At 62.5% G+C, this 19,140-nt stretch carries 16 protein-coding genes; 12 read left to right on the top strand and 4 right to left on the bottom strand.

Annotation, left to right across the window (positions count from 1 at the left end; translation table 11 throughout):
- Nucleotides 1-24: 24 nt before the first annotated feature.
- Both V1286_RS20685 and V1286_RS20680 read left to right on the top strand, forming a co-directional pair.
- A complete protein-coding gene (locus V1286_RS20685; protein ID WP_334482148.1) occupies nucleotides 25-1,842 on the top strand; it encodes an adenylate/guanylate cyclase domain-containing protein in 1,818 nt (605 codons plus the stop codon).
- 288 nt (nucleotides 1,843-2,130) lie between these two features.
- On the top strand, nucleotides 2,131-3,021 hold the full coding sequence (locus V1286_RS20680; protein WP_334482147.1) for a LysR family transcriptional regulator: 891 nt from the start codon (nucleotides 2,131-2,133) through the stop codon (nucleotides 3,019-3,021).
- A 13-nt stretch (nucleotides 3,022-3,034) separates the two neighbouring features.
- Here the strand turns inward: V1286_RS20680 and V1286_RS20675 are convergent, their stop codons facing one another.
- Nucleotides 3,035-3,982, bottom strand: coding sequence for a LysR family transcriptional regulator (locus V1286_RS20675; protein WP_334482145.1), 948 nt, complete (start codon nucleotides 3,980-3,982; stop codon nucleotides 3,035-3,037).
- Nucleotides 3,983-4,234: 252 nt separating this feature from the next.
- On the opposite strand from V1286_RS20675, the gene V1286_RS20670 reads away from it, so the two are divergent.
- The 6 genes from V1286_RS20670 to V1286_RS20645 are packed head-to-tail and all read left to right on the top strand — an operon-like array spanning nucleotide 4,235 to nucleotide 10,206.
- Nucleotides 4,235-5,329: an ABC transporter ATP-binding protein gene (locus V1286_RS20670; RefSeq protein WP_334482144.1), complete on the top strand. Its 1,095-nt coding sequence runs from the start codon at nucleotides 4,235-4,237 to the stop codon at nucleotides 5,327-5,329.
- Between the two features lie 55 nt (nucleotides 5,330-5,384).
- The gene (locus V1286_RS20665) at nucleotides 5,385-6,080 is read left to right on the top strand and encodes an HAD family hydrolase (protein ID WP_334482142.1); all 696 of its coding nucleotides are present in this window, start codon (nucleotides 5,385-5,387) and stop codon (nucleotides 6,078-6,080) included.
- A gap of 19 nt (nucleotides 6,081-6,099) precedes the next feature.
- Nucleotides 6,100-7,407: an NAD(P)/FAD-dependent oxidoreductase gene (locus V1286_RS20660; RefSeq protein ID WP_334482140.1), complete on the top strand. Its 1,308-nt coding sequence runs from the start codon at nucleotides 6,100-6,102 to the stop codon at nucleotides 7,405-7,407.
- Between the two features lie 40 nt (nucleotides 7,408-7,447).
- Nucleotides 7,448-8,503 (top strand): ABC transporter substrate-binding protein, encoded by a 1,056-nt coding sequence (locus V1286_RS20655; RefSeq protein ID WP_417021268.1) that lies wholly within the window; start codon nucleotides 7,448-7,450, stop codon nucleotides 8,501-8,503.
- 51 nt (nucleotides 8,504-8,554) lie between these two features.
- Nucleotides 8,555-9,424, top strand: a complete 870-nt coding sequence (locus V1286_RS20650) for an ABC transporter permease (RefSeq protein WP_334482137.1) — start codon at nucleotides 8,555-8,557, stop codon at nucleotides 9,422-9,424.
- Nucleotides 9,421-10,206, top strand: a complete 786-nt coding sequence (locus tag V1286_RS20645; RefSeq protein WP_334482136.1) for an ABC transporter permease — start codon at nucleotides 9,421-9,423, stop codon at nucleotides 10,204-10,206. Before V1286_RS20650 ends, V1286_RS20645 begins: the two co-directional genes overlap by 4 nt.
- Before the next feature lie 8 nt (nucleotides 10,207-10,214).
- Here the strand turns inward: V1286_RS20645 and V1286_RS20640 are convergent, their stop codons facing one another.
- Both V1286_RS20640 and V1286_RS20635 read right to left on the bottom strand, forming a co-directional pair.
- Nucleotides 10,215-12,518, bottom strand: a complete 2,304-nt coding sequence (locus V1286_RS20640) for a PAS domain-containing sensor histidine kinase (protein ID WP_334482134.1) — start codon at nucleotides 12,516-12,518, stop codon at nucleotides 10,215-10,217.
- A 193-nt stretch (nucleotides 12,519-12,711) separates the two neighbouring features.
- On the bottom strand, nucleotides 12,712-14,088 hold the full coding sequence (locus V1286_RS20635) for a cation-efflux pump (protein WP_334482133.1): 1,377 nt from the start codon (nucleotides 14,086-14,088) through the stop codon (nucleotides 12,712-12,714).
- Nucleotides 14,089-15,570: 1,482 nt separating this feature from the next.
- Here V1286_RS20635 and V1286_RS38960 point away from each other — a divergent pair.
- The 4 genes from V1286_RS38960 to V1286_RS20620 all read left to right on the top strand — a co-directional run bounded on the left by V1286_RS38960 (nucleotide 15,571) and on the right by V1286_RS20620 (nucleotide 18,334).
- Complete coding sequence (locus V1286_RS38960; RefSeq protein ID WP_417021167.1) at nucleotides 15,571-15,894, top strand: YqcI/YcgG family protein; 324 nt, start codon at nucleotides 15,571-15,573, stop codon at nucleotides 15,892-15,894.
- A gap of 10 nt (nucleotides 15,895-15,904) precedes the next feature.
- Entirely contained in the window at nucleotides 15,905-16,240 is a 336-nt protein-coding gene (locus tag V1286_RS20630; protein ID WP_334482132.1) for a cupin domain-containing protein, read from the top strand.
- A 442-nt stretch (nucleotides 16,241-16,682) separates the two neighbouring features.
- Nucleotides 16,683-17,054: a hypothetical protein gene (locus V1286_RS20625; RefSeq protein WP_334482131.1), complete on the top strand. Its 372-nt coding sequence runs from the start codon at nucleotides 16,683-16,685 to the stop codon at nucleotides 17,052-17,054.
- A gap of 20 nt (nucleotides 17,055-17,074) precedes the next feature.
- Nucleotides 17,075-18,334: an MFS transporter gene (locus V1286_RS20620; protein WP_334482129.1), complete on the top strand. Its 1,260-nt coding sequence runs from the start codon at nucleotides 17,075-17,077 to the stop codon at nucleotides 18,332-18,334.
- A 249-nt stretch (nucleotides 18,335-18,583) separates the two neighbouring features.
- Here the strand turns inward: V1286_RS20620 and V1286_RS20615 are convergent, their stop codons facing one another.
- Entirely contained in the window at nucleotides 18,584-19,102 is a 519-nt protein-coding gene (locus V1286_RS20615; RefSeq protein WP_334482128.1) for a DUF2846 domain-containing protein, read from the bottom strand.
- Between the last annotated feature and the right edge of the window lie 38 nt (nucleotides 19,103-19,140).

Genomic DNA, 19,140 nt, shown 5'->3' with positions numbered 1-19,140 from the left:
CTCCGTCTATAGAATGCCCGTTCGGTGACCCGTCCGCGCCGTTCCCTGTTCGTCAAGTACTTCGTCACGCTGTTTGTCGCAGTGGTGGTGCCACTGATGCTTGGTTCGGCGACCGAAGCCTGGTTTGCCTTTCGTGATAATCGGCTTGATCTCGATGAAATTCTTCAGGTCGAGGCGCGCTCGGCGGCCGACCGGATACAGGCCTTCACCGACGGAATACGCGATCAGCTCGGTTGGGTCGTGCAGTTTCCCTGGACGGCGGGCGAGGACGACCAGCGCAGGGTCGACGGGTTGCGTTTACTGCAGCAGGTGCCGGCGATCGTCTCGCTCTCGCTGGTCGACCCGACCGGCACCGAACGCGTTTTCGTATCCCGCGTGAGCATGAACAGAACCGGCCGCGGCGCGGACATGTCGGCGGATCCTGCGGTTGTCGGCGCGCGCGCCAACCGGGTCTGGTATGGCCCGGTGCACTATCAGCGCGATTCCGAGCCTTACATGCGGATCGCGGTTGCGGGAAACCGTGCGGCCGCCGGCATCGTCGTTGCCGACATCAACCTCAAACTGATCTGGGATATCATCGCGGCGATCAGGATCGGCGACACCGGACATGCCCTTGTCGTCGACGACTCCGGGCGTCTGATCGCCCACCCGGACATCAGCCTTGTGCTGCGCAGCGGTGCCGGGGCAGGGGAGTTCGACCGCCTCAAGTCCGTCGTCAGCGCCGCGAATGGATCGGCGGTCGCCACGACCGGCGAGGACGGCAAGCCCGTCGTTGCGCTGTCGGTGCGTGCCCCCAACGTGGGTTGGACGGTGATCGCGGAGCAGCCGGCCCTGGAGGCGTTCGAATCCATCCGTGCCGCGCTGCGGCGTTCCCTGATGCTCATCGGTTTCGGAATCGTTTTCGCGCTTGTCCTGGCCTACTGGCGAGCATGCCGCATGTGGGGACCGATCAGGCAACTCGAGGATGGCGTCGAACGGATCGGGATGGGGCAGTTCGACCATCGCATCACGATCAAGAGCCACGACGAACTGGAGCAATTGGCGATCCGGTTCAACCAGATGGCGGGAGAACTTGCCACTTCGCAGCAGAAGTCCGAGCGGATCAATCGTCTGAAGCAATTCCTTGCGCCTCAAGTGGCTGAACTGGTCGAACACTCCGATCAGGGGGTGCTGGACGGACAACGACGCGAGGTGGTCGCGATTTTTGGCGATCTGCGCGGCTTCACCGCGTTTTCCGCGCGCGCCGAGCCTGACGTCATTATCGCCGTGCTGAGGGAGTATTATGAGGCGATCGGCGCCGTCACGGCCCGCCATGCCGCCACCCTGATCCGCTTCGCCGGTGACGGCGTGATGGTCCTCGTCAACGCGCCGGTCGCTTGCGAAAATCCCGCACAGCGCGGTATCCGGCTTGCGATCGACATGCAGGCTGCGGTGCAATCCCTTGCGAACTACTGGAACGCCCGTGACTGCGCCATTGGTTTCGGCGTGGGTATCGCGATGGGACCTGCGACCGTCGGAACGCTCGGCTGGCACGGACGCCTCGACTACACGGCCATCGGAAACGTCGTCAATCTGGCATCGCGGCTTTGCGATTTGGCGGAGGACGCGCAGATATTGGTGGATCCGGTTGTCACCGGGCATGTCAAGGATAGCACCGCCCTTGCATCCATTGGAGAGCGGGCCATCAAGGGCTACGACCGTGCTCTGGAGGTTTTTGCGGTGGTTCGCAACGCCGGACCGCTGCCGCATCCCGGCTGTCGGCTCCGGCCTGCTGACGTTCGACCCGTTGAAGCAGGATTTTGCAGACTAGCGCCGGAGCTTTCTCCGACAGACGCTGGCTGAATGACGGAAAAAAGTCCTGTAGCCCGGATGAGCGCAGCGATTTCCGGGACGCTGTTGATGTCCGGGACGGTGTTGGCGTGGCCCCGGATATCGCGGAGCCCATCCGGCTACAAGAAATCCTCAATGACGGACTGATAAGATTGAAAAATGAGGCGATATGAGAACCGAATTGCCCCCTGAAATCGAGCCCTCCGGACGCCGCTTTTGACGTATTGATGGCCGCCGGTCCGTGCTATTTCTGGCCACCGGGCGACCGCCTTTGCCACCACATTTCCTGGGACCATCTCCTTGATCGACAAGCTTGAACTGCTGCTGGCGCTCGCAAAGGAGCGGCATTTCGGACGGGCCGCGGAGGCCTGCGGCGTCACCCAGCCGACGATGTCGACCAGCCTCAAGCAGCTCGAGGAAATCCTCGGCGTGATGCTGGTGCAGCGCGGCTCGCGGTTCCAGGGATTTACGCCGGAGGGCGAACGCACCCTCGACTGGGCGCGGCGCATCGTCGGCGACACCCGCGCGATGCGGCAGGAGATCAACAGCCTCAAGGACAAGCTCTCCGGCGAGATCCGGATCGCCGCGATCCCGACCGTGCTCGGCATGGTGGCGTCGCTGACGACGCCGTTCCGCGCGCGCTACCCCGAAGTGCGCTTTCGCATCCAGTCCTGCACGTCGGCCGATGTGCTGGGCTTGCTGGAAAATCTCGAGGTCGATGCCGGGCTGACCTACATCGAGAACGAACCGATCGGCAAGGTGCGCACCATTCCGCTCTACAACGAGAGCTATCGCCTGCTGACGGCGCCCGATGCCATGTTCGGCGATCGCAAGCAGGTCACCTGGAAGGAGGTCGGCCAGGTTCCGCTGTGCCTCTTGACGCCCGACATGCAGAACCGCCGCATCATCGATCGCGCGCTGGCATCGGTCGGGGCCGAAGCCACGCCGACGCTGACCTCGAACTCGCTTGTGGTCCTCTACACGCATGTGAAGACCGGGCGCTGGGCGAGCGTGATGCCGGCAAAGCTCGCGGAGACCCTGGGCTTGGCCGACACCATCCGCAGCATTCCGATTGTCGATCCCGTCGTCGATTACAGCGTCGGGCTGGTGATCCCGCAGCGCGATCCGATGACGCCCCTGATCGCGGCGCTGGTGCAGGTCGCGCGTGAAGTGGCGCCGACGCTGGAGTAGATCGCGCCAGTTCCTAATAGCTCGCAGGCATCAGCCGTAATCGCGGGTAGAGCCGGTCGATGGCGGCCATGTCGCTGTGCATCTGCTCGATGATCCAGTCGCGGATCTCGCTGACGACGGGGCGGATCGACCGGTCATGCGGGTGCACCAGTTCGCAAAGCCGCTGTGTCGTGCTGAGCGTTTCCGAGGCCGGGACCAGCGCGCCGGTCAGCAGCCAATGGGCTGCGACCGTGAGCCAGCCGAGCGCAATGCCCTGGCCGAGCAGCGCCGCCTGCACCACCACCGCATAGTCGGAAAAACTCAATGACTTGGCGGGCCCGGACCGTTTGGTGAGAAAGGCCGGATATTCCGCAGCCCAATCGCCAGGGGTATCGGCGAGGCGGATGATGGTGTTGGGCTCGATCGGCCCGTCCGCGCTATCAGCGTCGCGATAGGCCGGGCTGCAGATCGGCAGCATGACTTCCTTCATGACCAGCGCGCCGTTCCGCTCGGGATCGTATCGGTCGCGAAACCGCATGCCAAGATCGACATTGTCGACCGGGCCACGCAGCGGCCCGGAAATAAGCTGGAAGCGGAGATCGACGGTCGGAAACTGGCGCTGCAGCTTGTCGATGCGCGGCATCAGCCAATGCGTGGTGAACGCCGAGGAGACTGAGAGCGTGACCGTCTCGGTGCCCTTGCGGCGGCGGTCGATCTCGATCAGGCCGCCCTCGATGCTGCGGAATCCATCAGATACGTGGCGATAGAGGATCTCGCCGTCTTCCGTCAGGGCCGCGCGGCCATTGGTCCGGTCGAACAGCCGAACGCCCAGATAATCCTCGAACTGTCCGAGCATTCGGCTGACCGCGGGCTGGGTGACGTTCAGTTCGGCCGCCGCTGCCGTGAAGCTGCCGTTGCGCGCCGCGGCGTCAAAGACGAACAGCGCGTGGCTTGATGGCAGCTTCCGGCGGAGGTCAGGCATAACCTGATGTTATGCCGCCGGTGAGAATTTGGCAATTGCCCCTGCCGGGCAACTCTGGTTGGCTTGCCCGATCGCCCGCCAGCACGGGCAAGATTGAAAATCCGGCGCGGTGGGGACGGCCTTGGGAGCCGCCCTGAAGTGCCCGGTCTATAAGACGAGATCATGCCGGTTTCAACCGTCGCTTGCGCCATCGCAGGTGACGTCGATGGCGCGCATCGGTGCACGCCCTCGGTAACGCAACGGGGTCGATCATTGGACCAGGGCGGAGAGAGCGTCGACATCAGGGCCGCGAGCAAGAACTATGACGCCGTCCGCGCGCTGGACAACGTCACCCTCAACGTCGCGCCGCGCGAGTTTGTCTCCCTGCTCGGGCCGTCCGGATCCGGCAAGACCACGCTGCTCGGCATCCTCGGCGGCTTCATTCAACCCTCGTCGGGCTCGATCCATTTCGGCGACCGCGACGTCACGTTCGTGCCGCCGCACAAGCGCGACATCGGCGTGGTGTTCCAGAACTACGCGCTGTTTCCACACATGAGCGTCGGCGAGAACGTCGCCTTTCCGCTGCGCGCGCGACGGATTGCAAAGGCGGATTGGGCTGCGAGAGTACGCGCCGCGCTCGCGATGGTCGGGCTGTCGGGCTACGAGGCGCGCGGCATCGCCCAGCTCTCCGGCGGCCAGCGCCAGCGCGTGGCGCTGGCACGCGCCATGATCTTCGAGCCGCGCCTGATCCTGATGGACGAGCCGCTGTCGGCGCTCGACAAGCAGTTACGGGAAGCGATGCAGATCGAACTGCGCGAACTGCACAAGCGGATCGGCGCCACGATCATCTACGTCACCCACGACCAGCGCGAGGCGCTGACGATGAGTGATCGCGTTGCCATCCTCAAGGACGGGCGGCTGGTCCAGATCGATCGCCCGGAGCGGCTGCACGATTATCCCGCCGACTCCTTCGTGGCGAGCTTCATCGGCGAGGCGAGCCTGTTGCCGGTCCGGCGCATCGACGCCTGCAGCGTGGCGCTCGGGCCGGCCGTCCTGAAAAGCGCACGTGCGATTCCGAGCGGCGAGGCGCTGATGCTTGCGGTGCACAGCGAGAAGCTCCTGATTGCGGACGGCGTGGCGGATGCCGCGCTCAACCGTTTGACCGGCAAGGTCACCGACATCGTCTATCAGGGCGAAAGCCTTCGCGTGTTCCTGCAACTGGCCGACGGCACGTCCTTAAGCCTGCGTCAGCCCAGCCACTACCACGCTTCGCGCCTGTTACCTCCGGTCGGCGGCGACATCACCGTCACGCTCCACCCTGAAGACACCATCGTCGTGCCCAAAGCGCAAGAAAAGGCGCGGGAATGAGCGTCGATCACAAACCCCGAGTGCAACACCAGACCAACCAAAACAAGAGATGAAAATGTCCTATGATAGCTTCAAGGTTCTCACCTTCGACGTCGTCGGTACCTTGATCGATTTCGAAGCCGGCGTGCTCGATGCCGTGCGCAAGATCTCCGGCCGAAAGGCGGCCGAGCTCAGCGACGATCAGATCTTCGCGTCCTACAAGCGCGGCCGCGACGCCCATCCGGAGCGGTCGAGCGAAGTGATGTTCCATGTCTACCGCTACCTCGCCAAGGAGCTGGGACTGCCGGCCGACGATGCCGCCTGCGATTCCTTCCAGCTCGCCGTGTTGCGCTGGCAGCCGTTTTCGGACTCGGTCGAGGCGCTGAAGCGCCTGCGCACCAAATTTCGATTGGTCGCCATGACCAACGCGGATCGCGTCGCGCTGTCATGCTATGCCCATGCGCTCGACAATCCCTTCCACGATACGATCTGCGCCGACGATACCGGGGTTGCGAAACCCAATCCGGAATTCTTCGCCTACAACAAGGGCCGGCAGTCGGCGTTCGGCTACAAACAGTCCGAAATCCTGCACGTGGCGCAGAGCCAGCATCACGACATCGGTATCGCCCGCAAGCTTGGCTACAAGGTCTGCTGGATCGAGCGGCGCCAGGGCATGAAGGGCTTTGGCGGCACGCCCGAGGTGCCGCAGCTCACAAAACCGGATTTCCATTTCGCCACGATGAAGGCGTTCGCCGACGCCGCGGTTGGCTGAGACGGGCAGGGCGGCTGATATGGCAGAGGTCTGGACCCCAATGGCACCGGCCGCCTCGCTCTGGGCGGATACGGCGGAGCCGTTGCCTGCCTTTCCGAAGCTTGCCGGCGAAGTGAAGGCCGATGTCGTCATCATCGGCGCGGGTTACACGGGATTGTCGGCAGCGCATCATATCGCGAAGAGCGGTCTTTCGCCGGTCGTACTTGAAGCCAATCATCCCGGCTGGGGTGCAAGCGGCCGCAATGGGGGCGTCATCACCGCCAAATTCCGCCTCTCGTTTCGCGACATAGACGCCGCCCACGGCCGTGCCATGGCCAGGCGCATGTACGAGATCGCGCATGACTCCGTCGAGATGGTCGATGAGCTGGTCTCCGAATTCGGCATCGAGAGCGCGCGGCTGACACGCAGCGGACAAGTCAAGGCCGCGCATAACGATGCGACGCTGCGGGCCGCGATCGACGAAGCCGCCTGGATGACGCGCGAGATGCGCGACACCGAGGTCAGGATCCTCGATCCGCACCAGGTGCGCGACGAGACCGGCTCGCGGGGCTTTGTCGGCGGGATTCTCAATCCCGGCTCCGGCGGTATCCATCCGCTGAACTATCTGCGGGGCCTCGCCAAAGGCGTGGCGCAACGCGGCGTGCCGGTCTTTCAGGAAAGCCCGGTGCTCGCGCTGCGTCGCGATCGTGACGGTGTCGTGGCGGAAACGCCTGACGGTGTCGTGCGGGCGCGCCAGGCGATCATCGCCACCAACAGCTATTCCGATTTGACGTCGGCCACCGCGCGCGTGCAGCGGACGCTGGTGCCGTTCCGCAGCGCTCTCATCGCCACCGAAAAATTGTCGCCGAACCTCGCCGGCAGCCTGATGCCGACGGGGCGCACCTACACCGAGACCAAGCGCATGATGCGCTGGTTCCGCAAGGTCGACGACCGCGTCATCTTTGGCGGACGCGGCGCCTTCGGCAAGCAGGATTCCGAAAGCGCCTTCGATGCGCTGCGCAAGGCAATGGTCGGCATCTTCCCGGAGCTTGCGGATATTCCGCTCGCGTTCAAATGGTCGGGCCTTGTCGCGATGACGCTCGATTCCGTGCCGCATGTCGGCCGGCTCGATGATCGCACCCTTTATTCGGTCGGCTACAACGGCGCCGGCGTCGCGATGTCGAGCCTGATGGGCCGCTACCTCGCGGCCCTCGTGCGCGGGGAGAAGGTCGATCTCGGCCTGCTCGATGCTGGCCGTCTCAAGACTATTCCATTCTATGCGTTCCGCGAACCGGCCGTCCGCGCGGTGGCCGGCTGGTACCAGTTTCTGGATGCGATCGGGCGTTAGGAGTTCTAACGCCCGATCATAACAAGAGGGGTTGAACATGATGATTACATCTTGCGGCCGGCATGCACTGTTCGGCGTGTCCCTTGGCGCTTTGGCGACGCTGTCGGCACTTCCGGCCAATGCGGACCAGATCACCTTCGTTTCCCAGGGCGGCGCCTACCAGAAGGCGCAGACGATCGCGATCCTCGATCCCTCCGCCAAGAAGCTTGGCATCACCATCAACCAGGACAGCATCCCCGACGCCTGGCCCGCGATCAAATCGCAGGTCGCCAGCGGCAAGCCGACCTGGGATGTGGTCGATGTGCCGACCGGCTATTGCCTGCGCGGCGGCGAGCAGGGGCTGCTCGAAAAACTCGATTTCTCGAAATTGCCAAACGGCGCCGCGATGCCCGATGCCTATCGTTCTCCCTACTCGGTGGCCTACGAGTTTTATTCGAGCGTGCTGGCCTACAGCCAAAAGAAATACACGGCCGAGGCGGCGCCCAATAGCTGGGCCGATTTCTGGGACGTGAAGAAGTTCCCGGGCCGCCGCGCGCTGCGCAATCACCCGATCGCCACGCTCGAGGCGGCGCTGATGGCCGACGGTGTCGCGCCCGACAAGCTCTATCCGCTCGATGTCGACCGCGCCTTCAAAAAGCTCGAGGAGATCAAGCCCAACATCACGGTGTGGTGGACCTCGGGCGCGCAATCGGCGCAGCTTCTCAATGACGGGGAAGTCGATATGGTGATGGCCTGGAACGGCCGCGTCAGCGCGCTGACCAAGGAAGGCGCCAAGGTCGCTTATACCTACAATCAGGGCATCCTGCAGAGCACCTCGCTCTGCATTCTCAAGGATGCGCCCAATCTCGCGACCGCGGTCCGCTTCCTCAACGAGGCGGTCGATCCCGTCCACCAGGCCAATTTGCCGCTGCATATCGACTACGGCCCGGCCAACCCGAAGGCCTTCGATACCGGCGTCATCAAGCCGGAGCGGGCCGCGCAGCTGCCGAGCGCGCCCGAGAACGCAGCCAAACAGGCGCTGATGTCCTACGCCTGGTGGTCGTCACCGGCAGGGGAGGCTGCGGAGAAGCGCTGGGTCGGCTTCATGCAAAAATAGTTGGAACCCGGCGCGGCGTTCGTCAGCACGCCGCGCCATCGCAGGATCATCATGAGCAGCCCCGTGCAGGACCTCTCGGTACTCCACCAACGTCGCGAGCAGCGCCTGATGCTGGCGCTGGCGCTGCCGGCGCTGCTCGTGATCCTGCTGCTGGTCGTGCTGCCGGTCGGCTGGCTCGCCTGGCAGTCGGTCTATCACAACGGTTTTACGCTCGAGAATTACCGCCGGATCTGGAGCGAGGACATCTACTGGCGCAGCTTTGCGCTGACGTTCCAAATCAGCCTGCTGGTGACGCTGCTGGCGCTGCTGCTCGGCTATCCCATCGCCTATGCGGCGAGCATTGCGCCAAAACGGTGGGGCATTATCATCCTGGCGCTGGTGGTGCTGCCGTTCTGGACCAGCGTGCTGGTCCGCGCCTATGCCTGGCTCGCGCTGTTGCAACGGACCGGCGTCATCAATCAATTGCTGCGCCAGCTCGGTCTGATCGACGAGCCGCTGGCGCTGGTTCACAATACGTTCGGCACCGTCGTTGCGACGCTGCATATCCTGCTGCCGTTCATGGTGCTGCCGCTCTACGCCACCATGCAGCAGATCCCGCGCGATCTGATGCAGGCGGGCGCCAGTCTCGGCGCCGGTCCCATGCTCACCTTCTGGCGGATATTTTTTCCGCTGTCGCTACCCGGGGTGCTGGCCGGCAGCACGCTGGTCTTCGTGCTTGCCCTCGGCTTCTACATCACGCCGGAACTGCTCGGGGGCGGCCGCACCATCATGATATCGATGCTGGTGAGCCGCAATGTCGAACTCTACGACCAGTGGGGCGCCGCCAGCGCCGTCGGCGTGGTGCTGCTGGTCGCGGTCGGCGCGATCTTCTTCGCCGTCAGCCGCTTCATTCCGCTCGATCGCGTGTTGGGGCAAAAATGACGATGTCCCGTCCATTCCGCATCGTTCTGGTTGTGACCTGCGCGCTGGTGCTGCTCTATCTCATCGTGCCGATCCTGATCATCGCGCCAATGTCGTTCTCGGCCGCGCGCTACCTGAGCTTTCCGCCGCCGTCACTGTCGCTGCGCTGGTATCAGGAGTATGTCGGCAATCCGGCCTGGATGCAGGCGACCCGCGTGACGCTGACGGTTGCCGTGCTCACCGTCGTCATCGCGACGCCGCTCGGCGTTGCGGCGGCCTATGCGATCAGCCAGTCGAAATGGCGTATCATGCGGCTGATCCACATGACCCTGCTGCTGCCGCTGGTGGTGCCGATCATCATCACCGCGGTCGGCATCTTCTTCGTCTATGCCAAGGTCGGCCTGGCCGCGACCATGACCGGCCTCGTGCTCGCCAACGTCATGCTCGGTCTGCCCTACGTCGTCATCTCGGTTGCTGCGGGGCTGCAGAGTTTTGACGCCACGCAGGAGATGGTGGCGCGCAGCCTCGGCATGAACCGCTTGCGCAGCTTCTTCGTGGTGACGCTGCCACAGATCAAGCCCAGCGTGATCGCGGGCGGCATCTTCGCGTTCATCTCCGCGATGGACGAGACGATCGTCGCGCTGTTCATTTCCGGCGGCCAGTATCAGCCGCTGACCAAGCGGATGTTCACCGCGCTCCGCGACGAGATCGACCCGACGATTGCCGCCATCAGCACGCTGATGACCGCGGTCTCGTTCATGCTGGTGCTGATTGCAACCAGCCGGCCGAAGAAGGGCGCGTGAGCGGCAGGTCAGGCGGCGACCTGGTTCTTCGGCTCGGTTGAACGCGTGTCGCGCGGCAGCGTGATGCGCACCACGGTGCCGGTGCCGAGCTTCGAGCGCAGCCGCATCGTTCCGCCATGCAGGCTGGTCAGCGAGCGGGCGATTGCCAAGCCAAGGCCCGAGCCCTGGTAGGTCTTGGTGAGCTGGCTCTCGACCTGTTCGAACGGCTTGCCCAGCCGCCGCAGCGAGGCGGGCGCGATGCCGATGCCGGTATCGGCGATCATCAGCACGATCGAGTTGGGCAGCACGTGGCTGCGCACGGTTATCTTGCCGTCGTCGGGGGTGAACTTGACGGCATTGGACAACAGGTTGACGAAGATCTGCTTGACCGCGCGGCGGTCGGCCATCACGGAAATGGTGCTTTCGATATCGGCGTCCAGCGTCAAATGCTTGTCCTCGGCGCGCCCCGAGACCACGCGCACCGACTCCGCCAGCAGCTTCGACAGGTCGAGCTGCTCCATGTCGAGCTTCATGCGGCCGGCTTCGATCTTCGACATGTCGAGGATGTCGTTGATGACTTCGAGCAAATATTTCCCTGATGTGAGGATGTCGTGGCAGTACTCCTGATACTTGTCGGAGCCGAGCACGCCGAACATGCCGCTGCCCATGATCTCGGAGAAGCCGATGATGGCGTTCAGCGGCGTGCGCAGTTCGTGGCTCATATTGGCGAGGAATTTGGATTTCGCCTGGTTGGCTTCCTCGGCGCGGTTCTTTTCCTGCGAGTATTTTTCGGCGAGGTCGGCAAGCTCGGCTTGCGAGCGCTTGAGGTCGATCACGTTGGCGCGCAGGCGGGCGTCGTTTTCGATCAGCTTCTGCTCGTGCTCCTTGATGCGGGTGATATCGGTGCCGACCGAGACGTAGCCGCCGTCCTTGGTGCGGCGTTCGGAGATGTGCAGCCAGCTGCCGTCGTCGAGCTGCGCTTCGAAGGTGCGGGCTCCCGGCGCTTGCGCGCCGGTCTCCTGCAGCCTGGTGCGCACTTCCGGCATGCTGCCGACCTCGATCACGGTCTCATATGACGTGCCGGGGGTCACCGCCGTATCCGGCAGCTTGTGCAGGCGCTGGAAGTGCGAATTGCAGAGCACGAGACGGTCTTCCGCGTCCCACAGCACGAAGGCTTCCGGGATGGTCTCGATCGCGTCGCGCAGCCGCAGATCAGCCTCCACGGTTTTCTCGGCGAGGCTCTTCTGTTCGGTGATGTCGACCGCGATACCGATCAGGTGCAAGCCGCCGTCGGCGGAGTCCTGGCTAAGCTCGCAGCGCACCCGCAGCCAGATCCAGTGGCCGTCGGTGTGCTGCATGCGGAAGGTCTGGTCGATGTGGTCGATCTTGCCAGCGATCATCTGGTCGGCGATCTCAAACAGGTCGATGTCGTCGGATTTCACCAGCGCATTGACTTCGCCGAAGGTGAGGAGGTCGTTGCGGGAGTCGAGCCCGAGCATCGTGAACATCGATGCTGACCAGAAGATCCTGCCGCGCGAGAGGTCCCAGTCCCACAATCCGCAGCGGCCGCGGTTGAGCGCGGTGTCGATCCGGCCGCGCACGGCGTCGTTGATGAGGTCGCCCTCGCGGGCGCGGGTCGACTGCCAGTGGAAGGCGAAGCCGAGGATCAGCACGACGAAGCCGGTGGTGGCCGACAGCGTCACCGACAATGCGGCGTCCGAACCCCACAGCGGCTCGTTCTTTTCCTGGATGACGATGACCTGGCCCGGCAGCGATTTGACCAGCCGCGAGATCGCCATCGCGCCGTTGCCGTTCGGCAGCGTCATGTCGCTGATGACGCCCTGCTGACCGGGGGCGGCGAGCAGTTGCGCCGTGCTGATGACGTCGAGGATGCGATCACTGTCGCCAAGACTGCCCTCGACGGGGACGCGGGCCAGAATCCGGTGATCGGAGCCGGTGATGATGACGTGGCGGCCGGCGGCGGCGCCCCAGGCCGGAATCAGGTCGGGCAGCAGGCTCTGCAGCCGTTCGATGCTGGCGGCGCGGTCCTGCCGGACCGAGCCAAGGCGGTCGAGGCGTTCGGCCAAGAGGTCGGTGAGCGCGGAGAGGTCGCGCTTCATGGCGGCGCGTTTTTGCCGGCTCTGGTCGATCACCTGCACGAAGGCGCCGAGGCAGATGGTGATGAGGAAGGCAATGATGAGCGTCGGCACGGCGCGACGAAGCGCCGGCTCTGCGATGAGCAGCCGGTGGTAGGCAGGTTTTGCGATCGACTGCGCCAATCCCTTGATCGAATCGGATTGGACACATGCGTTCGCCGCATGCGCGCGCGCCATGCTTTAGACCCCCGCCGAAGGCTCTTTTGCACATTGTCCGGAAGGAACCCCACGTCATTCCGAATCACCGCGATTTGAATCCAGTTTTTCCGGGCTGTCGAGTGTCAACGATTCGTTAATTCGAAATAAATGTTGTCCAACGCGAATTAAGGCGTCGTCAGGGCGAGTCCGAAACGGGAACGGGTCGGCAAAATTACGCACGCGGCGGTTCGGCATGACTGATCACGCGCTTGATGGTCGGAAACGCGCGGCGCAGCGCGCGCTCGATCTCGTCGACGTTCTCGTGCACCTTGACGACGCTCATCGACGGCGCGGCGCGGCAATGGAAATTAACGATTTCGCCCGCGTCAGTGTCGCGCACCCGCACATTGTGAATGTCATGGATCGCGCCGTTGCCGGCAAAGCGTGTCAGCGCGGCCTTGATGGACTCGATGCGCTCGGGGGCGGCGTCGGTGCCGTGCGGCAGTTCCGGATCGAGCGGCTCGATGTGGGTGTCGACCTCGACATCCTCGCCGAAGTCTTCGCGGATGTTGCGCTCCAGCACGCGGGTCACCTCGTGGGCCGCCGCAAGCTCCATGTCGCCGTCGACTTCGAGGTCGATGCCGACGATCAGCTTCTCGCCGAGGTCGTGCACGGTGACATGGTGGATGGCGAGGCCGGAATTGCGGGCGATCACCATGATGCGCTCGCGCACGCTCTCATTGTCGCGCGCGACCGGCATCGCGGTGAAGGTGAGGTCGGCGTCGCCGAGCGCTTCGCTGACGGCTTTCTGCGCGGTCTTCTTGATCGCCTCGACGCGATCGATCGGGTAGGTGCGCGGCACCTTGGCGATGGCATCAATGAAATGCGTCGGCCCGACCATGCGAGCGCGCAGGCGCTCGACGCCGAGCACGCCCGGCACCGCGCGGATGGCGGCGGCGGCCTTTTCCGCCACGCCCTCCGGCGCGCGATCGAGCAGCGTTTCGATGGTGGAGCGCCCGAGCCGCAGGCCGAGGATCGATATCATCACGGCAACCGCAATGGCGGCGACCGAATCGCCCCAGGCATAGCCGAGACCGGTCAGCACCAGCCCGATGATGACGGCGATGGAGCCGAGCACGTCGGAGGCGAAATGCAGCGCGTCCGCCGCCAGCGCCTGGCTCCGGGTCTCGCGCGCCGTGCGATGCAGCGCCCGCGCGCGCCAGAAATTCACGGCAATGTCGATCACCAGCACCACGAAGGGGACAGCCGAGAGCGTCGGCGGCGCTGCGCCCTCGCGCAGGCGGCTCCAGGACTCGACCAGGATGCCGCCGGCGAGCACGTAGAGCAGCGCGATGACAAAGAGCGCCGACAGGCTCTCGAACTTGCCATGGCCGTAATGATGCTCTTCGTCGGCCGGCTGGTCGGACACCCGCACCACCAGCCAGGTGATGACGGTCGCGACCACGTCGACGGAGGAGTGCAGGGCCTCCGAGATCAGCGCCAGCGAGCCGATCGCAATGCCGACCGCGAATTTCGCCGCAGCCATGCCGGCGCTGGCGAAAATCGAGATCGCCGCGACATTGGTCTTGATGGTGGGGGTGTGACTCATGGGCGGCGGTTTAGCAGGGCGTCAGGTAAGATTAAAGCCGACAGTCGGAAGCGCAATCGCCACTCACTCGCAGGAGCGATTTGTTGCGAATTGTTCTGAGTTGAAGGGCCGTCATTCTGAGCCAAGGGGCTGTCATTGCGAGCGAAGCGAAGCAATCCATCCTTCCGCATGCGAGGTGACAATGGATTGCTTCGCGTCGCTCGCAATGACGTGGCTTCCACTGAATACGACCCCGCGTTCTCGCAGCGCATTTGCGCCCGAGGTTTGCAAAATCAGTCGCCCAGAAGAAGAGGGCGCAGGGAATGCCGGGTGCTTGCTGCACCCGCGATCTCGTGTGCAAATAGCGCAAAGAGTGCGCACACGAGCATACAGGTACAGCGGGAGCAGCCCGGCATTCCCTGCGCAGTGGTTTTACGGCTTATACCGCGCTCTCCCCGGAGACGAATTCCTTTTGCCTCCGTCGCCGGCGGATTGAAGGATTGTCGAAACCCGGTTGGGTCGACTTTTCCTCCGCCGGCTTGACACCAGCAACGGGTGCCAGGACCACACGGCTTTGCCGTACGCTTCAGCGCCAGTCGTCTGCGCGCTGTGCTCGCTCACGGACTTTAGGCCCGCCCTGCGACCACGACCACGCGCCCGACGCTGCCGCGTCCACCGCAACCCGCCCCAACGTTCGTGACGATGGCCAACGCCCCTCTAGCGGGACGGGATGGCGGTATTTGTAGGGGTGATTTGGGGTGCCGGCGAAGCGGAATATTTTGCGGGCGAGACTGGACGAGGCAAATCACGTTGAAGTTGTTGCGGAAAATAGATTTTTCGCGAATCGGCCGTTTGCTCCGCGAGCAGAATAAAGAACGGTACGGCCGGTTACATCAGTTCGGCGATCACCAGTTGGTCGCGCGAATACGAGCAAACGGTTAAATGCACTGGCACCGTAATTCCAAAGCCGCAATCATTATCAGGAGCGTAGTCTTGCCCGAGGCTAACGGGACGACCACCGTCAGATGCGTCGACTTTCAGGTTGACAGGATGAAGGGCACACGAAGCTTCATATTTCTTTGACAAGCCGTTCAGACGAGCGTCACCACACGCGATGCGCGCCTTCAGCTTTTCGTAACATACTGTCGACCGTAACTTGAATAGCGCGCTAGAGGCTCGACAGCATTCTGCGTCGATACATTAGGCCCCCGATAGACATCCACGAATGCTCGCAGTCTGAACGAAAAATCCGCCGCCTATTGCCAATCTTCATGTCGATCACCTCGCGCAAATGAAAATTACGTGCCCAGCGTCATTTCACAGCAGTTCGATTGCGAGAGTGGTCCGAACTTAAAAATACGAATCCATTTGACAAGGCGACAAAATGTATCTCTACCTTTGGTTGTCGAGACGGACGGCTTGATCTTGTTTAACGCGCGATCTCGCAGCCAACGGAGGAAAAATGTTCACTGCAATCGAGATTGATAGCTTCGAAGAACAATCTTGGGAGCGCCAGAACTACAATTCCCCCTGCACCATTCTCGACTCAGCAGATATTCGCCCGGCTTCACGATTACCTTCCAGCCCCGCTGGGTGTTCGACAAGATAGGCGCCGGGACGGTTGCAGGGGATAGCGCGCGAGCCGAAATCCGCCGTCGCCTCGAGTCTTACGATTCGGTCGCTCCTTTTCCACGCCTCGGTGCCTACGGCGAGGAGGATAACCGTGAGTGGGAGCAGTACTTCCTGCCCGACGACAACGCCGTGACGAACCGTAATTGCCCGATGGTCGTAACAAACCGAGCCAGGCAACGCATTGTTGCCGCATAGGGGATTCTCAATGTCTGTCGAATTTCAACATAGCGTTCGCCCCACGCTCGAGGCCGCCGTCCAGGAGCTTCTACCTGAGACCGGCTCCATCGAAGTTCAACGCGATACATCTGGTCGTCGCCACGATTGGCATACACATCAAACGGACGAAACCCTGCTGATCATCGACGGCGAATTGTCCTTTGAAAGCGAGCTGGGACTGAAGGTCTGCCGGCCTGGAGATCGTATACTGTTGCCGCAAGGCGTACGTCACGCGTCCACGGCCGGCGTCGATGGTTGTATCTATCTTATCGCATTACGCCGGGTGTCCAGCGCTCGTGACGCGAACATTCGACGGGAGCATTAGCGTCACGTCTAAGCGAGTTGCTTCGCGGCGTTTGGTTCGCGCGGCGAGCACGAAGATCTTCACCGACTTCAATGGAGGCAGACATGCAGCAGCTCGTAGAAAGCGAACGTAGGATACCCGACGGATATAGGCAGGGTCCGTACGAACTCGAGGTGTTTCGCTCGGCCTCGAATATTCCCCAACACTGCTGGGGCGGCATCATCGATCTGCTAAACGAGATCATCGCGACCAACTGGCGGATCGACACCCCTGGTGGTCGCCCTCCGACACGCCCTTCCGGGAAGGATACGGCATTGCGTTTGTCCGACACGACGATCAGATCGTCGGCTTCACAATTTGGCGCAGGCTTGTTGTCAACGATCGACCAACGATTAGTCGATCGGGAATCGAGCTCAGGCCGGAGCATCAGGGCAAGGGACTGTTCGGCCTGCTGCTGAAGGGAGTGCTTGACGCCGAATTGTCGTCAGTTCCGGAGGGCGACGAGGTCTACTATTCCTGGAGGACGCGTAATCCGGTTGCTTGGAGCGCACACGCGAAAGTCTGCACGCGGCTATTGCCTTCGCTGGTCGACGGCAATGACGACGGGTCACTGCAGGACGTCGCGCTCCAGATTGCAAATACCCTTTACCCGGACAGAGCTCTGGAGCTTCCGAACATGGTCATTCGCAACTCTTATCCGAACATCACCTACCACCGCCAACCCTCATACCAAACCGATGGCGCATTGACTGAGAAGTTCAGGCGCCTCGTTCCCGATACGGCGGACGCGATCTTTACTGTCGGGGCAATCAGGAAATCGGGCTCAGCCGCTTGACATTGCATCGGGACCAGACGATGCAACCCAAACCTCATGACGCCATCGCCCCGATTTCTCGGCGCGATCTTATCGCTTGGACTTGCGTATCGATCGCCTACGCCGTCGCTTTTTTGCAGCGCGTTTGCCCGCAGACCATCGTCGACGATCTGGCGCGCGATTTCGGCGTAGGTGCCGACGGACTAGGGATCATCGCATCGGCGTACTTCATCGGCTACATGCTGATGCAGTTTCCCGCCGGCGTGCTGGTGGATACATATGGTGTCAGGAGGCTCGTCATCTGGAGTCTCGCAGCATCCTCCTCTGGAACCTTGCTGTTCGCCGCCGCCCCCAATGTCCCGATTGCATTTCTCGCGCGGCTTATCATCGCCTGCGGTGATGCGCTGATCTTCACGGCGCTCATCAAGCTCGTAGCGCAGCAATTCCGGGAGCGGCAATTCGGGATCATGTTGGGCCTTTCGCAATTATCCGGCTACGCAGGTGGCGTCTTGGCGGCCACACCGCTTGCACTTACCGTGGCATGGATCGGCTGGCGCGCCAGCTTTGCGGGCATCGGCGTGTTTTGCTTTTTCAACCTTGTTCTTGCCGCCTCCATCCTGCCGGTGCGAGTTTCGACGGCCAAGCCGCCGGTTCTCTCGGCCATCCTGTTTTCGGCATTGGCCGAGTTAAAGAGCCGAGAAAGCTGGGGATGTCTGCTGACATTTTCATCGCATTTTGTTGCCGTCACGACCATCTCAGGCGTTTGGGGTGTTCCATTGCTTACGGACGCCTACGGACTGGAGCGGCACAACGCCACGACCGCACTGGTGTTGTTTATGGTTGGCTGTATGGTCGGTTCTGTAGTGTTCGGGCACTTTGTGGACAGGATCCAATCCTTGGCGCGTGCGCACATCCTGATGTGCCTGCTTCGTTCGGGCTGCCTGGCGCTGCTGATACCGACAATCGGAACTGCTATCGGCCTCGAAGCGGTTTTCGGAGCGTTCGTGATCCTGGGCCTGGTGGCCGGAGGCATGACTCCCATGATTCTAAAGGCGGTGAGAAATATCTATTCCGTTGCGCGCCTCGGCACCGGCGCAGCCATCAACACGACTTCAGCCGGATTGCTGACCGCGTCCCTGCAGCCAGTCCTAGGGTATGCTCTCAGCGCGAGCTGGAGTGGCATGCAACGGAATGGAGTCCCCGTCTATTCTGCGGCCGGATACAATGCCGTCGTTCTGATACTGGCATTCGTCTCTCTTCTCGGAATCGCCGGGGTACTGCTCATGAGGCGGCGGATTTGATCCGTGGCACGCGCGATCGAGGTGGTCGAGCGCCTCACCGTGCAACAACGGCAGCGCGTTAGTTAGTTAGCCGAAGGCGTAATCCGCCGCTGCATCTCGATGAGGTGGCGGATTACGCTGCGCTAAACCGCCCTTGTAATAGCGAAATCGATTATCGTCGGTGCGTTCCGAAAGAAATGGCCTGCCGCGGCTGCAACCTGCGGCAGGCCGCTGGCGATCGGATCGCGTGAAGGCCGTCAATCACCCGCGCTATTGCGGCTTCAACTGGCTGATGACGGCAGCTCCCTCGGCTGCATCGATTTGATAGAGGGCGGCGCCGGAAAAGCCGGCCATGAGCGCGGACGTCGGCCGCATTTGCTCTCCGCTGCTGCCGGCAAGAGCCTGATTGAGAAGATTTTGACCGGGTGCTGCCACCTGTGGCGTACCGACGCCGAAATAGTAGGTCTTTCCAGCCTCAATTTCTATTTCGGCTTCATAATCCATCATGATCGGATTGACGCAGGCTATCCGGTATCTTCCCGGCGGTTTTTCTGAAAAGAAATAGAACCCCTTGGTTACCGAACCAGCCGGCTTGCCATCGACCTTGATTCCTACCTCAGCGCCGGGAAGTCCCTTCTCGCGCAGAAAATATAATCGCGCGAGCCGCGCATCCCGCGGCTTGGTTTGAGGCGGAGGTTCAAGCGCCACTTCGGAAACCGTCGATGATTTGCATCCACCGAACTGAGCAACAACGCAGAACACACAAGCCCACACCACAAGACGCCGCATAACAAGCCTGACCCTCATTGACCACTGACAAAAACCAC

The organism is Bradyrhizobium algeriense (assembly GCF_036924595.1).
Taxonomy (GTDB): domain Bacteria; phylum Pseudomonadota; class Alphaproteobacteria; order Rhizobiales; family Xanthobacteraceae; genus Bradyrhizobium; species Bradyrhizobium algeriense.
This window is presented reverse-complemented; position numbering and strand designations above follow the sequence as displayed.

Coding starts and splice junctions, on each gene's coding strand:
- V1286_RS20675 (WP_334482145.1), bottom strand. CDS start 3,982: ATGCCTGACCTCCGCCGGAAGCTGCCATCAAGCCACGCGCTGTTCGTC.
- V1286_RS20665 (WP_334482142.1), top strand. CDS start 5,385: ATGTCCTATGATAGCTTCAAGGTTCTCACCTTCGACGTCGTCGGTACC.
- V1286_RS20660 (WP_334482140.1), top strand. CDS start 6,100: ATGGCAGAGGTCTGGACCCCAATGGCACCGGCCGCCTCGCTCTGGGCG.
- V1286_RS20655 (WP_417021268.1), top strand. CDS start 7,448: ATGATTACATCTTGCGGCCGGCATGCACTGTTCGGCGTGTCCCTTGGC.
- V1286_RS20650 (WP_334482137.1), top strand. CDS start 8,555: ATGAGCAGCCCCGTGCAGGACCTCTCGGTACTCCACCAACGTCGCGAG.
- V1286_RS20645 (WP_334482136.1), top strand. CDS start 9,421: ATGACGATGTCCCGTCCATTCCGCATCGTTCTGGTTGTGACCTGCGCG.
- V1286_RS20640 (WP_334482134.1), bottom strand. CDS start 12,518: ATGGCGCGCGCGCATGCGGCGAACGCATGTGTCCAATCCGATTCGATC.
- V1286_RS20635 (WP_334482133.1), bottom strand. CDS start 14,088: ATGAGTCACACCCCCACCATCAAGACCAATGTCGCGGCGATCTCGATT.
- V1286_RS20630 (WP_334482132.1), top strand. CDS start 15,905: ATGTCTGTCGAATTTCAACATAGCGTTCGCCCCACGCTCGAGGCCGCC.
- V1286_RS20620 (WP_334482129.1), top strand. CDS start 17,075: ATGCAACCCAAACCTCATGACGCCATCGCCCCGATTTCTCGGCGCGAT.
- V1286_RS20615 (WP_334482128.1), bottom strand. CDS start 19,102: ATGCGGCGTCTTGTGGTGTGGGCTTGTGTGTTCTGCGTTGTTGCTCAG.